At 33.9% G+C, this 16,945-nt stretch carries 17 protein-coding genes; 10 read left to right on the forward strand and 7 right to left on the reverse strand.

All coding sequences use genetic code 11. From position 1 onward, the window contains the following. Positions 1–264 precede the first annotated feature (264 nt). Positions 265–705: a VOC family protein gene (locus QRN68_RS12175; protein ID WP_285397153.1), complete on the forward strand. Its 441-nt coding sequence runs from the start codon at positions 265–267 to the stop codon at positions 703–705. Positions 706–772: 67 nt separating this feature from the next. Here the strand turns inward: QRN68_RS12175 and QRN68_RS12180 are convergent, their stop codons facing one another. The 4 genes from QRN68_RS12180 to QRN68_RS12195 form a co-directional block, all read right to left on the reverse strand. Continuing rightward, entirely contained in the window at positions 773–1,387 is a 615-nt protein-coding gene (locus tag QRN68_RS12180; protein ID WP_285397154.1) for a response regulator transcription factor, read from the reverse strand. Continuing rightward, entirely contained in the window at positions 1,356–2,945 is a 1,590-nt protein-coding gene (locus QRN68_RS12185) for an ATP-binding protein (RefSeq protein WP_285397155.1), read from the reverse strand. Before QRN68_RS12185 ends, QRN68_RS12180 begins: the two co-directional genes overlap by 32 nt. Positions 2,946–3,020: 75 nt before the next feature. Beyond that, positions 3,021–4,988 carry an FtsX-like permease family protein gene (locus QRN68_RS12190; RefSeq protein WP_285397156.1) on the reverse strand — a complete coding sequence of 656 codons (1,968 nt, stop codon included), beginning with the start codon at positions 4,986–4,988 and terminating at the stop codon, positions 3,021–3,023. Positions 4,989–5,018: 30 nt separating this feature from the next. Then, the gene (locus QRN68_RS12195; RefSeq protein ID WP_285397157.1) at positions 5,019–5,753 is read right to left on the reverse strand and encodes an ABC transporter ATP-binding protein; all 735 of its coding nucleotides are present in this window, start codon (positions 5,751–5,753) and stop codon (positions 5,019–5,021) included. Between the two features lie 215 nt (positions 5,754–5,968). Between QRN68_RS12195 and QRN68_RS12200 the strand changes: the two genes are divergently transcribed. The 6 genes from QRN68_RS12200 (at position 5,969) to QRN68_RS12225 (ending at position 11,703) form a co-directional block, all read left to right on the forward strand. Further along, complete coding sequence (locus QRN68_RS12200; protein ID WP_285397158.1) at positions 5,969–6,637, forward strand: response regulator transcription factor; 669 nt, start codon at positions 5,969–5,971, stop codon at positions 6,635–6,637. Continuing rightward, complete coding sequence (locus tag QRN68_RS12205; RefSeq protein WP_285397159.1) at positions 6,634–7,986, forward strand: sensor histidine kinase; 1,353 nt, start codon at positions 6,634–6,636, stop codon at positions 7,984–7,986. The genes QRN68_RS12200 and QRN68_RS12205 overlap by 4 nt, the downstream gene beginning before the upstream one ends. Positions 7,987–8,509: 523 nt before the next feature. Then, positions 8,510–9,421: an ABC transporter ATP-binding protein gene (locus QRN68_RS12210; RefSeq protein WP_285397160.1), complete on the forward strand. Its 912-nt coding sequence runs from the start codon at positions 8,510–8,512 to the stop codon at positions 9,419–9,421. Further along, entirely contained in the window at positions 9,418–10,128 is a 711-nt protein-coding gene (locus tag QRN68_RS12215) for an ABC transporter permease (RefSeq protein WP_285397161.1), read from the forward strand. The genes QRN68_RS12210 and QRN68_RS12215 overlap by 4 nt, the downstream gene beginning before the upstream one ends. Further along, positions 10,128–10,865, forward strand: coding sequence for an ABC transporter permease (locus QRN68_RS12220; RefSeq protein WP_285397162.1), 738 nt, complete (start codon positions 10,128–10,130; stop codon positions 10,863–10,865). Before QRN68_RS12215 ends, QRN68_RS12220 begins: the two co-directional genes overlap by 1 nt. A 679-nt stretch (positions 10,866–11,544) precedes the next feature. After that, on the forward strand, positions 11,545–11,703 hold the full coding sequence (locus QRN68_RS12225) for a DUF1540 domain-containing protein (protein ID WP_075807207.1): 159 nt from the start codon (positions 11,545–11,547) through the stop codon (positions 11,701–11,703). 307 nt (positions 11,704–12,010) lie between these two features. Here QRN68_RS12225 and QRN68_RS12230 read toward each other — a convergent pair whose 3' ends face one another. From QRN68_RS12230 to QRN68_RS12240, 3 genes are all read right to left on the reverse strand, one after another. Further along, on the reverse strand, positions 12,011–12,256 hold the full coding sequence (locus tag QRN68_RS12230) for a group-specific protein (RefSeq protein WP_285397164.1): 246 nt from the start codon (positions 12,254–12,256) through the stop codon (positions 12,011–12,013). Between the two features lie 165 nt (positions 12,257–12,421). Then, entirely contained in the window at positions 12,422–13,516 is a 1,095-nt protein-coding gene (locus QRN68_RS12235; RefSeq protein ID WP_285397165.1) for a sensor histidine kinase, read from the reverse strand. Next, the gene (locus QRN68_RS12240) at positions 13,507–14,229 is read right to left on the reverse strand and encodes a response regulator transcription factor (RefSeq protein WP_285397166.1); all 723 of its coding nucleotides are present in this window, start codon (positions 14,227–14,229) and stop codon (positions 13,507–13,509) included. The genes QRN68_RS12235 and QRN68_RS12240 overlap by 10 nt, the downstream gene beginning before the upstream one ends. 152 nt (positions 14,230–14,381) lie before the next feature. Between QRN68_RS12240 and QRN68_RS12245 the strand changes: the two genes are divergently transcribed. From QRN68_RS12245 to QRN68_RS12255, 3 genes are all read left to right on the forward strand, one after another. Next, complete coding sequence (locus QRN68_RS12245) at positions 14,382–15,305, forward strand: ABC transporter ATP-binding protein (RefSeq protein ID WP_285397167.1); 924 nt, start codon at positions 14,382–14,384, stop codon at positions 15,303–15,305. Beyond that, on the forward strand, positions 15,298–15,996 hold the full coding sequence (locus QRN68_RS12250) for an ABC transporter permease (RefSeq protein ID WP_285397168.1): 699 nt from the start codon (positions 15,298–15,300) through the stop codon (positions 15,994–15,996). Before QRN68_RS12245 ends, QRN68_RS12250 begins: the two co-directional genes overlap by 8 nt. Positions 15,997–16,072: 76 nt before the next feature. Then, complete coding sequence (locus QRN68_RS12255; RefSeq protein WP_285397169.1) at positions 16,073–16,945, forward strand: DUF4097 family beta strand repeat-containing protein; 873 nt, start codon at positions 16,073–16,075, stop codon at positions 16,943–16,945.

Below are 16,945 nucleotides of genomic sequence, written 5' to 3' on the forward strand. Positions count from 1 at the left end.
CAACACTCTCTGACCGCACTGATAATTTACGTCGCTTATGACATAAGCATATTTTTTTACGCAAAATTTAAAAACTTAACATCAAAAAACGCAAGAAATCAACGTTTCCCAAATTGATTTATCGTGCTTTTTAAGGTTTTGACCAGTTTTGTCCCAGCCACTTTCCTTGATCTGAAATAATCTTACGGTTTTGCATAAAAACAAAGGGTTTTGAACGTTAGAAATAGAATTAAAAATCGACACGTTTAAAAAGGAGATGGATAGATGAACCGTTTAAATTTAATCACATTGGGTGTAAAAGATATGGTCGAGTCACTTAGATTTTATCGAGAGGGTCTGGGATTTGAAGTGATTGTTTATGGGGAAGAAACAAATCCGGATGTTATTTTCTTTAACAATGGAGGAACAAAAATTTCCTTGTTTCCGATTGACCGTTTAGTAAAAGATATTAACGAAGCAAATCCACCAGCGATTGGCAATGGCTTTAACGGCATTACACTTGCTTATAACGGTAAATCTAAAGAAGAAGTCGATCAAGTATTTGATTTGGCTAAAGAAGCAGGAGCAACAATCGTGAAGGAACCCGAAACCGTATTCTGGGGAGGCTATAGTGGCTATTTCCAAGATCCAAACGGCTATTATTGGGAAGTTGCCTATGGAGACATGTGGCAGTTTGATGATAATGATATGTTGATTATTACGTAAAATTATATATGTGACATTTCAGAGCATGACTTCATCATTGTGATGGTCACGCTCTGTTTTACATTTGTTAATAATTTGGCTGAATATAGCCTAATTTTATTCCTTTTGTTACAGCTTCTAACGAGGAAGACACCTCTAACTTATTAAATATATGCTGAATATGGTTTGAAATTGTACGTTCACTCGCAAATAACTTAGATGCAATCTCCTTACGTTTATATCCGTCGCAGAGCAATTGTAATATTTGTTTTTCACTGTCGGTCAATTCCTCGATATAGTCTGTTGGTAATGGAAAATAGTAAGTACCCTCATTAATTTCCATTAAAGTTTGCAGTAACTTTTCAGGCATAACGTTTTTATTAATAAACCCGCTGACGCCAATTTTTTGAGCTTCATACCGATAAACGGGCAAATCATACCCTGTTAATATGACTATTTTTGTAGAACATTTATGATCTATAATGCTCTTTGCTAATCTAAGTCCGTCCTCACTACTGATGTTACTTAAATTTATATCTACTAACGTAATTGCAGGTTTAAACTCATTGATAACTGAAATAACATTTTCAATATGTTGTAATGAATGAAATTGATCTATTTCAGGGGAATCTGCTAAGACAATCTCAAGACTTTTAGCAAACAGAGCGTGGTCATCTATTAATAAAATATTGATAGGATTCATCTCCTTTCATAGGAATAACAATAGTAATACATAGGCCAGAAGGAGAGCATTTTGAAATTGACATGTTGCCATTTAGTAAAAATAACTGCTCTTTGATAGAAGCCCATCCTCTATGATCATTAGCATCATAATTTTCATTACCTACCTGACCAATTCCATTATCCTTTACTATAAGCTCTATTAAGTCATTTTCTTGTGCAAGTTGTATAAACAGATTCGTACATTTAGAATGTTTGAACGCATTGGTTACTAGTTCTTTTACTATTCGATATATAACTAAATGATAAGGCTCAACTAAAAAGAAATCATCATGGCAATTAAATGAGATTGCTATATTTTTATTTCCATATTTCTGCTGAACCATTTCGATTAAATGACTATAATTTTCTTTTAATGTGAGCGTTTTTAAGATGGTTGGGTGATACTCTTGCATCTGTTCACGTATAGACAGGTTTAAGTCATCTAGTGTATTTACGATTATTTCACGAATCTCTTCTTTATTAGATTTATTCATCATATTTTTAACGGCTAAAATATCCTGCAATATTTCATCATGTAAATAATTTGAAAAGGAGGTTTTCAACTCTTCTTCTTTAACGATCTGTACAAGATGCTGTACGTAAGAACTTTCAGGCAATGCTTTAGATTGTTCTGTACCAAAATGTAGCATTGTAGTTTTAATGTCATGAAATAACAAGGTGAAATAAAGCAAGACAAACCAAAAAATCGTATGAAGTATAATAAAATAAGCAATCATATTGAATTGAAACAATACGCCAAGTGAACAAACGAAAACAAGGCAACATAACAACATAAGCCCCATTTTATTTTCTTTTAAAAGAAAATATTTCCTCATAAATTTATGGTTTTTAAAAGCAATCGCGTGAATACTAAATAAAGGTAAAAGAACGACTGTATACCATCCTAAATTACTTAAGTGTTCAGGGCTTTTTGCAAACAACGTAGCGTACCCAATAAAGGGAACAATAAGAATCGTAACGGATTGAAGTAAATGCTTTTTTTCATTTTTTAAAACAAATGTAATTCGTTTTCGATGCTTCAAAAATAGAAAGATAATGCAACTGAAACTTACAATTATTTGAAATGAAAATAGAAGAGCAAACAATGTATCATTTATCAATTTCGAAACGAATGTTAATACGCATATAATCTTTAAAATCAAATCTTTTTCTTTTTTATAAATATAGATTGAATCTTGGAAAAAGAATAAGAGTAAAAATTGTACAGTCCTATATAGAATGACTACACTAAGTGCTGTGCTTAGTGTATAAAAAAAGGGGTTTCCATTAAGCGAAAGTAAAAATTGCCATGCTGTAAGGAGTAGCAAATTAGAAAATTGCGATAGTGTTTTATTTTCTTTAATATTTATAAAACTGATATATGCTCCGTAGATAACCATGATCGTTATAAGTATTAATGGTAGTAACTTTGCTGTTCCTATAATATTTTCCTGCAAAAACTCATGGCATAAAAAAATGATTAAAAAAAGTTGATGTACTAAAATAAAAAGTTGTTTGTGTTTATAGTACTTTTTCATCCGTTCACATACCTTTACTAGATTACAGACAGATAAAGCTGATGCATGTACATCAGCTTTATTTGTATTTTTTTACTATTTATCGTTGAAAATAATTTTATTACATGCTCGTTTTGTTAACAAATAATAAATGATATATACAAGAGTGAAAACTATGATAGCGAATAGAACAGGCAATATAAAAGCGCTGTTTTTTCCTAATAAGTCGTCCATTAAAGCGGTTTTGTATGTGATCACTGCAAAAATACTGTGTGCTAATCCTAGTACATAGGGGATGCTAAATAGCGCAAAAACTTCTTTACTAATTATTTTTTTTACTTTTTTCTTGCTATAGCCCATTCTTTGGAGAATAGTAAACTCATCTTTTTTTGACATAGTATTTGAGAGATTTTGGAAATATAAAATGCTACCTGTTGCAATAAAAAAGATAATTGTAACGAAGCTAATAAGTAAGAATGTTGAACTATTTTGTTGGATAAGGAAGTCTACTTTTTGGTAGCTACTTGAAAAATAGTTGTTATTTTTAAATAAAGGAGCTAAGTTTTCGTAAACGTCTTGATTTTCCCTCATATTAGTCCCATTAATGCTCATCATCGTCTTTTCTAGTAGCCCGAAGGATTTTACTTCCTTGTAAAGTTTGTCCGAGATAATAAGCGTTCCGACACTATTGGCAAATCCTATTGGGTTAAGTAAGGTCGTATCAATGACTTTTATATCTACGCTATTTATAGGTGTTACGTTTAAGGTATAAATATTTCCTTTATCTAGCTTCTTTTTGTCAGGTCGATATTTTACTAAAATACTTTCATTTTCATTTAAATTTTCGAATTCTACATTTTTTCCCTGGTTACGCATTAGTTCCTTATAATCTGATTCGGAAATGAGATCAAATCCTGGTTCTTCCTTAATACTGTATTCTTGCGGTAAATTAGTAGAAGATGATGTTATTTGGATAACAGTTGTCTCTTTGTGTTTCACATTTTCTTTGCCAGCAGTATCCTCCGCAATTTTGATGGCCTCAGTAGCCAGTTGTTTGTCCTCCACTGGGAATTCTATTGCGGATGGAATAATACGTTCTGTGGCAACAACTGGATGGTAAAGTGTCAGGACAGTAGAGCCGAATAGAGCCAAAGTTCCTGAAACTAATAAAGTTAACAAAATTAAAGTCTTTGCCATCGAACGGATTTTAAAAATAAAGTTTGGAATGATAATAATATTGGATTCGTTATAAAACCAACTTTTCCTCTTCTTTAATTTTTGAATAGCGAATGGTAAAAAAGAATGAATAAAGAAAATAGTACCTAGTATCACACTTACTAGTGTTACAAGTGCAATAGGTGAAAAACCTATTGTTTTCCACAACGATTGAGTTCCTCTTGTAATATCAAGAGCTAAAAAATAACCGAACAAAATAAGAAGTAGCCCAATAAACGAGAAGGCTGTATTAATTTTTATTTGTTTTTCTTCCTTTTTATCCATTCGTACTAACATCAGTAATGAACTTTTCTGAAGGATTATCCAGTTTGATAAAAATAAGACGGTTAAAATAGCGAATATAAAAATAAATGTAAATACAACAGCTTTTATATTTATGAATGGAATATCGGAAGTTTCAATTTGTAATTTTAATAATTTGACAATCGCTCCGACGATGCCTTTATGAGCAACAGCACCGAGAACGATCCCAACAATTAAAGCAGCGAAACAAATTAAAATATTTTCGAGCGTTAATAGTTTTACCATCGTTGACTTCCGATACCCTAGGAGCGAATAAATCCCAAGCTCTTTTGTTCTTTTTTTCATAAAGAAGGTATTAGAATAGGACATATAGAATAATACAAATGCCATAACAAACATTGCTACTACTCTTGACATTGTTTCTACTCTTCCGTCTGACGAAATCTTCTCCAAAACAATACTGTTCATGGAAAATGAAATAAAAGAGAAGAACACCGTCAGCACAAAGGCTACAGAAACGAAATAGAACGAATAGAAGGAAAAATTATTCTTCAGATTCTTTTTTGCAATTGTTAATAATCCCACCATGATGCATTCCTTTCACCCTATTAGTCTTTATTTAGAGATTTCCTTTAATATTTCTTCAAAAAATTGTTTTCTAGTTTGATTGTTTCTTTTTAATTCCTTTAGTATATTTCCGTCTTTAAATAGCAGAATTCTACTTGAAAAACTTGCTGCATAAGCATCATGAGTTACCATTAAAATAGTCGTATGAAGTTCCTCATTTACTTCTCTTAACTTTTGAAGTAACTCAGTTGCAGAGTGTGAATCTAATGCGCCTGTTGGTTCATCAGCAAATAAAATACTTGGCTGTTTCGCAATTGCTCTGGCTGCGGCAACCCTTTGCTTTTGCCCTCCAGACAGCTGACTAGGGTACTTTGATAATTGTTCGAATATCCCAAAACGCTTTGCTAAATTGTTTATCGTTGAATCTATTTCTTCTGGAGATTTGTGCAATAAAGTAAGGGGTACTGCAATATTTTCCTTTACGGATAAACTATCGAGCAAAAAATACTCCTGAAAAATAAAGCCTAAATGATCCTTTCTAAAATCAGCAGATTGGTTATCATTGAGTGTTTTTATATCAACACCATCAATTAAAATTTCACCATCTGTAGGCGTATCAATCGTTGATAGAATATTTAATAATGTCGTTTTTCCTGATCCGGATGCCCCCATAATGCCAACAAATTCACCAGTTTGAATGTCAAAAGATACTTTATTGAGTCCAGGTAATTGATGTTTGTTATAAATTTTCGTTACATTTTTTGCGGATACTAATGTATTCATCTTTTTTGCTCCTTTCATTCCATCAGTACGTCAAGTTTATTATTCAATCTGAAAGAGCACATGAGTAAAAAACGCAAACTTATTGGCAATGAGATGGGAGAGATGGTCAGAAGAACTGTTACATAAATTTTTGCAACTAAATAATGCAAAATATGGTTTTTTAGTATAACGTTATTTTTAGGGCTATATGAATACATAGATTAGGGGGAGTAACATTGTATCGTATATTGTACATAGAAGACGAAAAAGATATTGGCCAATGGGTGACGAAGGATTTAACAGAAAGAGGCTATGAGGTTACATGGCTAGAATCTGGTGAAGAGGTCGACCAACACATAGCTTTTAAGGATATCGCTATATTGGATGTGATGCTGCCTGGATTAGATGGCTTTTCAATTGGCAAAAGAATTAAGCGAGAAAATAAAGACATCCCTATTTTAATGTTGTCAGCACGTACTGCTGTAGAGGATAAAATAGAGGGGCTTAATTTCGCTGATGACTATTTAACAAAGCCATTTCATCCCGATGAACTTGTAGCGCGCGTTGAAGTATTGCTAAGAAGATATCAAAAGAATGACGATGTACTGGATCTTCAACACCTTAAAATTTATACGAAAGAAATGCGAATCATGAACACACAGACAGATGAAGAGGTTCAATTAACAGGCAAGCAGTTCTATTTATTTCAATATTTTATTCGCCATTTAAATCAAATTCTTACAAAGGAACAGCTTTATGAGGGTGTCTGGGGTGAAAGCTACATAGAAGGCGATAAGACATTAATGGTGCATATTCGATACTTAAGAGAAAAAATAGAAATAGATCCAGCGAAGCCGACAATTATTGAAACCATTCGTGGTATTGGATATAGGGTGAAACTATGAAATTTTTCCGATCATTATTAGCTAAGTATATGTTGATTATTTTTTTAGCCATCTCTATTGTTCAATTATCATACTTTGCTATTGCTGCTTTTGTGTTTGGAATAGGAAAAACTGATTTTTCAAGTGAAGTTCTCAGGGAAAGCGAAATAGAGGAAAAATGGCATGCGGAAGCTAAAAGTATAAAAATCATTACAGAGGAAACAATTACTCAACGTTTTGAGGATTGGCAGAAGCAATATCCAAAAGCTTCTATGTTTTGGGTAAGTGAGGATGGAACTTTACTCACAAAAGTGAATGTGGAGGAACAGATTCCATCAAAATGGACACCAGCGTATACTACAAAATTTATTAAAGAGCGTTATGGTGGTGATCCGTTTACAGTTATCGCTTTTTTAGGAGATGACGAGTCCAATGGATTTATTGTTTTTGAAATGCCAAAAGAATTATTTAAACCACCACTTGTGAATGTTTATGAAAAATATGGTGCCATTATATTATTGGGTGTTATTGCCATTATTTTATTTTTCATTGTAGTTTCCTTTTTATTTTTCAGAGGGATTCGGAAAAGACTATTGCACCTTCAAGAAGCGATGGAAATCCGTGATGTAGACGCTTTACCTATTGAAACGAAGGTCAAAAAGAAGGACGAGATCGGTCAGCTAGAACAAAGCTTTAACCGAATGGTGTGTGAGCTTAGGGAGAGTAAAAATCGTGAGCAGAAGGAAGAACAGCTACGCCGAGAGTTGATTGCTAATCTATCACATGACCTACGTACCCCGTTAACGAAAATTAGGGCGCAATCTTATTCAATTAGCAAAGAGGAATTATCAGAAGAGGGGCAACAGGCCATTAAAGCAATGGAAATATCGATTGTAAATATCGATGCTTTAATAGAAAATTTAATGTCCTATACTTTACTAATGGCTAGTAAATATAAATTTGAGCAAAAAGAAATCAACGTTATACGATTTGTACGTGAGCAAATGACCACGTGGTATCCGGTATTCGAAAAGGAAGGCTTTGAAATCGATATTGAGGTACATCCATTTGAGAAAAATGAATGGCAAGTTGATCCGATTTGGCTTGGGCGTATATTTGATAATTTATTTCAAAATGTATTACGCCATGCGAATAGCGGGAAATATATTGGCGTGGAAACCAAATCGACGGAGCACTATGATGCATTTATCATTAAGGATCACGGAAACGGCATGAAAAATGAATCTAATGCAAAAGGTGCGGGCATCGGCTTATCCATAGTTGATATCATGGTAAAGGGCATGGATTTAGACTGGGGAATTGAGTCAAACGAATTCGGTACAAAAATAATCATTAAACACTACAAATAGAATATTCCGGAGGCTGGGACAAAACCTCATTTTTCTGCAGCGACAAAAATCTTTCATGAGCTGCAGTTTTGAGATTTGTCGAGAACTTTTGATTGTTTATCGACCAACTTTTTTTATTTATCACCCAACTTTTGAAAAATATCGACATTTACCTTCATGCAACACTCTATGACCGCACTGATAATTTACGTCGCTTATGACATAAGCATAATTTTCAAATTGATTTATCGTGCTTTTAAAGTTTTGACCAGTGTTGTCCCAGCCACTTTTCGTACTTGGAGTGATCGTCCAAAATAGTATGCCAGCAAAGCTAATGGCATGCTATTTTTTTGTTCAAGGTGATAATCCGCACAGACACCTACACATAACGAAGATCAGCTTTTTTACATGGCGTAAGTTTTAACAAATGTCATCCCTAACTTTTGATGATGAGACAGACATCGACTTTTTTAAACAAAACTTAAACTTGAACCTTACCTACTTTTAACCTTCATTACTTATGATAATGACAGAGGTGAGGACAATGGAATATATCGTACAAACAGAAAATTTATCAAAGAGTTTTGGTAAAGAGCAAGCTGTATCCAATATAAATTTAAAAATACGTAAAGGTGAAATATATGGATTTTTAGGACCGAATGGAGCGGGGAAAACGACGACTATTCGTATGCTTCTTGGGTTAATGAAGCCATCTTCTGGGACAATTAAAATCTTCCAAAAAGATATAACGAAGGAACGAATTAATATTTTAGCAAAGGTTGGTTCATTGGTAGAGAACCCTTCCTATTATCCACATTTAACAGCCTATGAAAATTTAGAAGCGTTAAGAAAAATTTTAGGTGTACCGAAATCACGTATCGATGAAGTATTAGAAATTGTTCGTTTAAAGGATGTTGCCAATAAAAAAGTAAAGGGTTTTTCTCTTGGGATGAAGCAGCGTTTAGGTATTGCTGCATCCTTATTACACAACCCTGAATTACTTATTTTAGATGAACCAACGAATGGTCTTGATCCATCAGGGATTATTGAAATCCGTAATTTAATTAAGCGACTGCCTTCGGAATATGGAATGACGATTATTATTTCAAGTCATCTACTATCTGAAATCGATCAAATGGCTACACAAGTGGGTATCGTTACGAAGGGTAAAATGATTTTCCAAGATTCAATTGAGGCAATGCGTAGATTTGCTCAGCCAAAGGTATTAATTAAGGTGAGCAATGATGAAAAGGGTTGGCGATCACTAGTAGCAAATGGCATCAAAGCCGAACATAAAGATGGGTTCATTTTATTAGATGAATGCTCAGATGAAAAAGTAGCACATATTGTACAAATCCTCGTACAAGAAGGCATTTCGGTATACCGAGTAGAGGAAGAGAAACGATCATTAGAAGAGATTTTCCTTCAAATGACAGCAGGAGAGCAAGCGCTATGATAGGAAAACTGTTAACTTCTGACTTTTTGAAAATTAAACGCAAAGGATTATGGTTTTTAACAGCTTTAGGACCCTTAGGCGTTGTTGCAATGCAAATGGTGAATTACGGTGTAAGGAAGGACTATTTGTTAGAGCAAAGTGAAGACGATTGGGGCTACTATTTATTAAACGTTCATTCATTTACACCGCTTGCGATTGTCCTAGGGATTGCCATTTTAACTTCGTTTATGGCGAGCATTGAAAATGAAACAAATGCTTGGAAGCAATTAATTGCATTACCTGTCTCAAAATTAACGGTGTATTTATCGAAATTCACAGTGCTAGCCATTTTATTGTTTTTGTCTTCCACGTTGTTAATGTTAGTTACGATGGCTTATGGAATGTTTTTAGATTTAGGCGATAGCATACCATTTGGGGAAATTGCTAAATTTAGTTATTATCCATATTTTGCTGCGTTGCCAATATTGGCACTTCAACTTTGGATTGCAAGTGTTTGTCATAATCAGGGGATACCAATAACAGTAGGTATTTTTGGCGTGATTTTTGCCTACTCATCATATTTTTTACCTGATTGGATGATTTGGAAATGGCCATCGTTAATGAACCAATGGGATGAGCCGATTATTAATGTCATGCTTGGAATAGGCATTGGTATTGTACTGTATATTATCGGAACGATCGATTTTGCTAGAAGGGATGTAAAGTAATGGGATCTATACTGAGCGCTGAATGGTTTAAATTGCGAAAATCTAAAATGGTGCCATTAATTTTGACAGGACCTATAATTGGACTTTTTATAGGATTAGCATCAAACACTAATAATAATTTAGTAGGTTCTGAAATTAATGAATGGTACGTCTCTTTAATTTCCATGAATTTAACATATGCATTATTATTCCTGCCTTTAATTTCAGGAGTATTTGCGAGTGTTATTTGTAGATATGAACATCAATCTGGTGGCTGGAAACAACTTTTAGCATTACCTGTTACAAGAGGGAAAGTATTTGTTGCAAAGTATGTATTAATTATACTCCTTGTGATGGCGATGCAGATACTATATTTATGTTCTATATATGCAGTAGGTCTTATAAAGGGCTACACAGATCCTTTCCCGATGGAAATTGTATGGAAAAGTATTTTTGGAGGGTGGGTAGCAACATGGCCATTAGTCGCGTTGCAGCTGTGGACGTCAGTTATGTTTAAAAGCTTTGCTGCTCCATTTGCAGTAAACGTTATTTTTACTTTACCTTCTATCTTAGCAGTCAATTCTGAACGTTTTGGGCCTTACTATCCATGGGGTCAGCCCTTCTTAATGATGAATGTAGGAGGCGAGGCAGGTGAGGTATTCTTTGTGCCTTGGGATCAATTATTAACAGTTGTAGGAGGAGGGTTCTTACTGTTTTTCCTCGGAGGATATTTATATTTCCAACGAAAAGCTGTATAAAGTGTAATTTTAATCAGTGGGGGTTTTCTTCATCTCCACTGATTATTAGTACTTTATTTTTGTAAAATACGTTACAACCACCATTAAGTAAAAAAAGAAATTCCCCAGCAACAAAAAAACCAAAAGACTATATTCCAAAAAGAAAACTCTTATCAGAACCGTAAAAGAAATAGCTAAAACTATAGTGTACATGAACTTCCCATACTTACAAAAATAACTTTGAAAAATAACAAAAATAATAGTGAGGAAAATAGGGAAATACGAAACCATAAACTCACCTCTTTCTTTAAAACTATCACATCACAAAAATTCTGAATAGTGCAATTTTAAAAAGTGTGAAGTAATTATAAAAGGAGGTGGTTTTGTTGAAGCAATCAAAAGAACCGATCAAAACCTAAAAAAGCGCGAAAAATCAATTTTAGAAACGTTGATTTCTCGGGCTTTTCTGATGTGAAATTTTTAATTTTGCTTTGAAAATATACTTATTCAATGGGTGTCCGAACACCGACTGAATGAAGATAGATCCTCCGGACGCAATTAGGCCAAGGCGAAATCAACCAAGCGTTATGGAGATGATCCGTTTAATTACAATAGAACCCATTTACGGATTAACCTGCTATTAAGAAGTATTGATTACCTCGATTTTGTTAATGATAACAAAAGAGGAGGTGTGAAAACGATGGCACAAGAAATTCTTTGTGAAGTCAATAACTGTACATTTTGGGACTCTGGAAACAAATGTACTGCAGAAAAAATTTATGTTGTAAGTCAAAAGGGACAGCAAGCTTCTAATAGTGAAGAAACAGATTGTAAAACATTTAATCCTGAAACGCATTAAATTTTTTAAGTGGCTGGGACAAAACTGGTCAAAACTTTAAAAAGCGTGAGAAATCAATTTAGAAACGTTGATTTCTCGCGCTTTTTGATGTTGAGTTTTTAAATTTTGCGTAAAAAAATATGCTTATGTCATAAACGACGTAAATTATCAGTGCGGTCAGAGAATGTTGCATTGAAGGTAGATGTCGATATTTTATGAAAGTTGGTCGATAAACAATCAAAAGTTCTCGACAAATCTCAAAACTGCAGCTATTAAAGATTTTTGTCGCTGCCGTTACGCTCCCGCTGCAGGAAATTTCCCCATATTTTTATAAATAGACATCCACTTTTTCCTTGTTAAATAAAAGCGCATGAGCATTTTTCACTTTTTCCTCTACATAATCTAATGAATACTTTCCATAGGAATCCGTTAAATCACCAATTGCACGAGATAAATTATCAATAATAGGGATTAATGCTTCCACTTGTGTGCCCTCATTACCTTTGTTCATCTCATCCATGATTTCGTAGGCAAGATGTTGAATCTTTTTTAGTCGCAATTTTTCAGATTGCATGGAATCCTCCTTATTGAACCAATTTATGATGTCTAAATATATGTCTTGCACATAATTTTCATGAATGATTATTGCTCCAGTCTTTGTTCCAATTAAAAGTAGTTATTAGAATTGCTGTGGGCACGAGCAATCCTCTTAGATGTTAGCGTTTAAGATGTGGGGTTTCTATTTTTTAGGTAATGTAATAGTAAATGTAGTTCCTTTAGTCAGCTCGCTTTCAATAGAGATAGTACCTTTATGAGCGTGAACGAGTTTATAAACGATTGCCATGCCCAGCCCAGTACCCTCAGAAGATGAATCTGTTGTAGTTCCACGATAATATTGTTGGAATATATTTTCTACCATGTGTTGAGACATACCCACACCGTTATCCACAATGTGGATTTCTACATGCTCGGCTCTACCGAAAATCTGTGTATAAATATCTGTGTTAGGTGGATTGTGGATAATTGAATTCATAAGAATGTTTTGTAAAATCCGTTGCATGAATTTAACATCAAATTCAACGTTTAGTAACGAAATATCCGTCTCAAAATGAAGCCTATAGTCATTAGCTTGTGGGTTATTGCTAATATTGGCAACAACTCGTTTAGTAAATTCAACTATATCTAGATTTTCTTTATGTAAAGGTAAGTAGCCATCAGCGCGATTTAGCTGAATAACGAGACTTAAATCTTGAATAAGTTCTTCCATATGCTTGCCTTTATCTGCAATTTCCTGAATGAAGGAATGGGCTTCGTCTTTAGACCATTCGTATTGATTGTTCAATAAAAGAGTAGTGTAGCCTGTAACATAGGTTAAGGGTGTTTTTAAATCATGTGAAATGCCCGCAATCCATTCTTGTTTAGCTTGTTCTACTTTTTCTCGTTCTATTTCTGCTGCTTGTAATTTGAAAGATAAGCTTTGTAAATGTTGAAGTACCTCTTGATATAAAAGATATCGCATACGAAGCTTGCCTTTTCGAGTATAGATTTTAGAGAATCCCTTAGGCTTTTCGTAATTCTCTTGTGAAAGCTGATGAATCCATGTCATGATAAATCCAAGAGGACCCCCGAAATACCATCCGAATGCTCCGATACAAGCTATCGTACTGAACCCGAAAATCCAAAGTACAATAATATTCTCAGAATCTTCATTAAGAGATTTATTAATTAGAGGAAGGATTCCTTCTAAACCAATCAAAATGCAAAGACCTGATGCAAGTATCCACAAAATAATCCCCAGTGCGAGGTGAAACATAAATCGAGTACTTATTCGCATAGTGAATCCTCTTTTGGTGGAATGAATTTATAACCGATTCCACGTAAGTTTACAATGATTTTAGGGTTACGCGTATCATCTCCAAGCTTCTTCCTGAGCTTCGAAATATGGATCGTAACGGTTTTCTCCTCACCATAAACGTCATTTCCCCAAACAAATTCGTAGAGCTGTGTAGTTGTGAAAATACGATTAGGATTTTTACAAAAGAAGTGTAGTAGCTCTAGCTCCTTAGCTGTACATTCGACGAGCTGATTGTTAACAATCAATGTTGCAGATTCAGGATTAAGAGTAAAATATCCGAATTCGAACTTTGTACTTTGCTGTTGCTGAGAACTTTCATACATTTTTTGACGGCGGAGCATGACTTTTATTCGAGCGACAACCTCTAAAGGGTTGAAAGGTTTTGTAATATAATCATCTCCACCAATTCCTAATCCCGTTAATTTATCAAAGTCTGTAGAACGTGCACTAACAAAAATGATAGGTGTATTCGTATGCTTTCGTATTTCCGTACAGAGCTCAAAGCCACTTATATCAGGTAGCATGATATCGAGCAAAATAATATCGTATGCATTGGATTTCACAAGCTGTAATGTATCCTTACCTGAAGAAGCAGTTTCAATATTAGTGAAGTGTTCTTTTCTAAGTGTAATTTCTAATAATTTTAGAATACCAATTTCATCATCTACGATTAGGATTTTTGCAGATTCCATTTTTATCCCTCTTTTCAATTTCATCATAACAGCTTCTATGTTATATATCTTTACTCTCCTGAAAAATTACTGTCATTTTCCATCGAGTTTACTTTGTTTTTACTTTCGTTTATTAAGCTTAGTGTAACGAATTAAAGTTAGGAGTTAATAACATGGAAACCGTTATTCAAATACAGCAATTAAGTAAGAGCTTTAAAGGTGTCGAAACTGTCTCGCATGTCAATATGAACGTTAAGAAGGGAGAGATTTATGGATTTTTAGGTCCGAATGGGGCTGGCAAAACGACGATTATGAAGATGATTTTAAACTTGGTAAAACCAACTTCAGGTGAAATAAAGATTTTTAATCATCCAATCGCTAAAACTTCCTATCAATATTTAAACAAAATAGGCAGCATTATTGAGTATCCAGAGTTTTATGAAAGGCTGACAGCAAAGGAGAATTTAGAGCTTCACTGTGAGTATGTTGGTGTTTATGAAAAAGGGGCTGTTAAAGAGGCACTAGATATTGTGGGTCTGAGTGGAGTAGAAAATAAAAAAATCCATGAATTTTCGCTAGGAATGAAGCAAAGATTAGGCATTGCACGTGCAATTGTTACGAAACCAGAGATTCTGATTCTTGATGAGCCGATTAATGGTCTTGATCCTATAGGCATTAAAGATATACGCGAACTTTTAATGCTTTTAAAAGAAGAGTATGGAATCACTATTTTAATATCAAGTCATATCGTGGCAGAAATTGAATCAATAGCAGATACAATTGGCATCCTCCATCATGGAAAACTATTAAAGGAAGTAAAAATGGAGGATATTCGAAAAGAAAACATGGAGTACTTGGAGATTAAAATAGACGATTTGAAAAAAACGGTTCATGTGCTAGAGAACAAATTAGGTATTCGAAAATATGAAATTGTGAATCAGCATTGTATTCGAATTTTTGAACATGACATTTCTCAATCTCAAATTAATAAAGAACTTATTTTAAATGACATTGTTGTCAATGGAATTGAAAAACAGCAACAGCATTTAGAAGAGTATTTCCTAAATCTTATTAATGGAGGGAATCAAATTGCTTAAACTATTAAGGCTTGAATGGAAAAAGAATTGTATAGCTAGCTATTTTAAAGGCTTAATCATTTGTATTGTTGGAATTTTTGCGGCAGTTACGCTTATGGCCTTGGGTTCTGGAGATGAACAGGTGTTTCAGGATTATACAGATTTTATGTCGTTAACAAATATTTTCATTCGAATTGTTTTTATCATTTTTTCGAGTGTGATTTTATCTCGTTTAGTCATTGACGAATATAAAAATAAGACGGTCCAATTATTATTTACGTATCCATTAAAAAGGAAAAAGATTATTCTTGCTAAGCTGTCGCTAGTTTTCGGATTTTGTTTCTTTAGCATTATCATTGCAACCTTTATGATCAATATCACTGTTTATTTCTTAAATCCAATGATGAACTTGTTTGAAACGCCTGTTGAGATGCAGGAGATGGTAGCTACAATTCCTTCTACTTTTATCAATGGTTTTATGATTGCTGGGGTAAGCCTAATTCCTTTGTACTTTGGGATGCGCAAAAAATCAACTGCTGCGACAATTACGTCAGCTGTCTTAATTGGATTTTTGATTAATGCAACGGTTTCAAATGGGGATACATCTACCAGTTTATTTCAATTTATTGGTGTTCCAATGATTATGTGTCTATTAGGGCTTATTATTGGCTATCTGTCTTATTATAAGGTCGATAAAGTAGATTTAATTTAGAAGAAGCTGAAAGAAGTTAAAGCCTCCGAACGCAATGATACCGAGGCATAATTGAGATAAGAAATGAGGATGTAAAGTGAAAAAAGCAATCATAGCTCTGGTATTCGTTATTGCGATAGGGGGCATTATATTCACCTTTAAAACAAATGAAGAAAAGGGCATTAATGAACAACAGTCCTTTGATGCTCAGCAAATTGAAGAACTAGAAATAACCAGTGAGTCTTGGGATATAGCATTAGAAAATACAGAATCTGAAAAATTAACAGTTGAAATTGAAGGTAAGCTACAAGAAAAGCAGGAAAGCAATCCTGTTGAAATTAAGAAAGACGGAAATAAAATTGTAGTAGATCAACAAGACACTGATGAAGGCGTTATGAAAAACTTTAGCTTTGGAAAAAAAGGTACTATTCACATTTCTGTTCCTAAAAATGCTGCGAATAAGATTGCCATAAAAAACAGCTATGGTGATATCAAAATTAACAACATTGAAACAGAAGAACTGTCGATTTCAACGGATTCTGGCTCTAAAATCATTAAGGGATTATCGGCTGATAAAGGTGAAATTACATCGAAGGATGGGGAATTGAAAATGATGGATAGCACCGTGAATGAGTTAACGATTGCCGCTACGAATGGTGATAGCTATATGACTAGAGTCAACAGTCCGAAAACGAAAATTACTTCGACTAGCGGTGAAGTTTTTATGAAAGAAATCATCGCAGGAAAAGTATTATTTGTAGAGACTGCTTCAGGAGATATTACAATATCATACAAAGAGGCACCGAACTCATTAGAGCTTATGGCGAGCAGTGAATCATCTGACATAAACGTTGATTTAGAAGGTTATCAGGAAGAAGAACATACGGAGCAATTAAAGAAAGGCAAGATTGGTGACGCGTTGAATAAATTGGAACTAATTAGTAAAGAAGGTATAATAATCGTAAACTAA

It is taken from the genome of Lysinibacillus sp. fls2-241-R2A-57 (genome assembly GCF_030209535.1).
GTDB lineage: Bacteria > Bacillota > Bacilli > Bacillales_A > Planococcaceae > Lysinibacillus.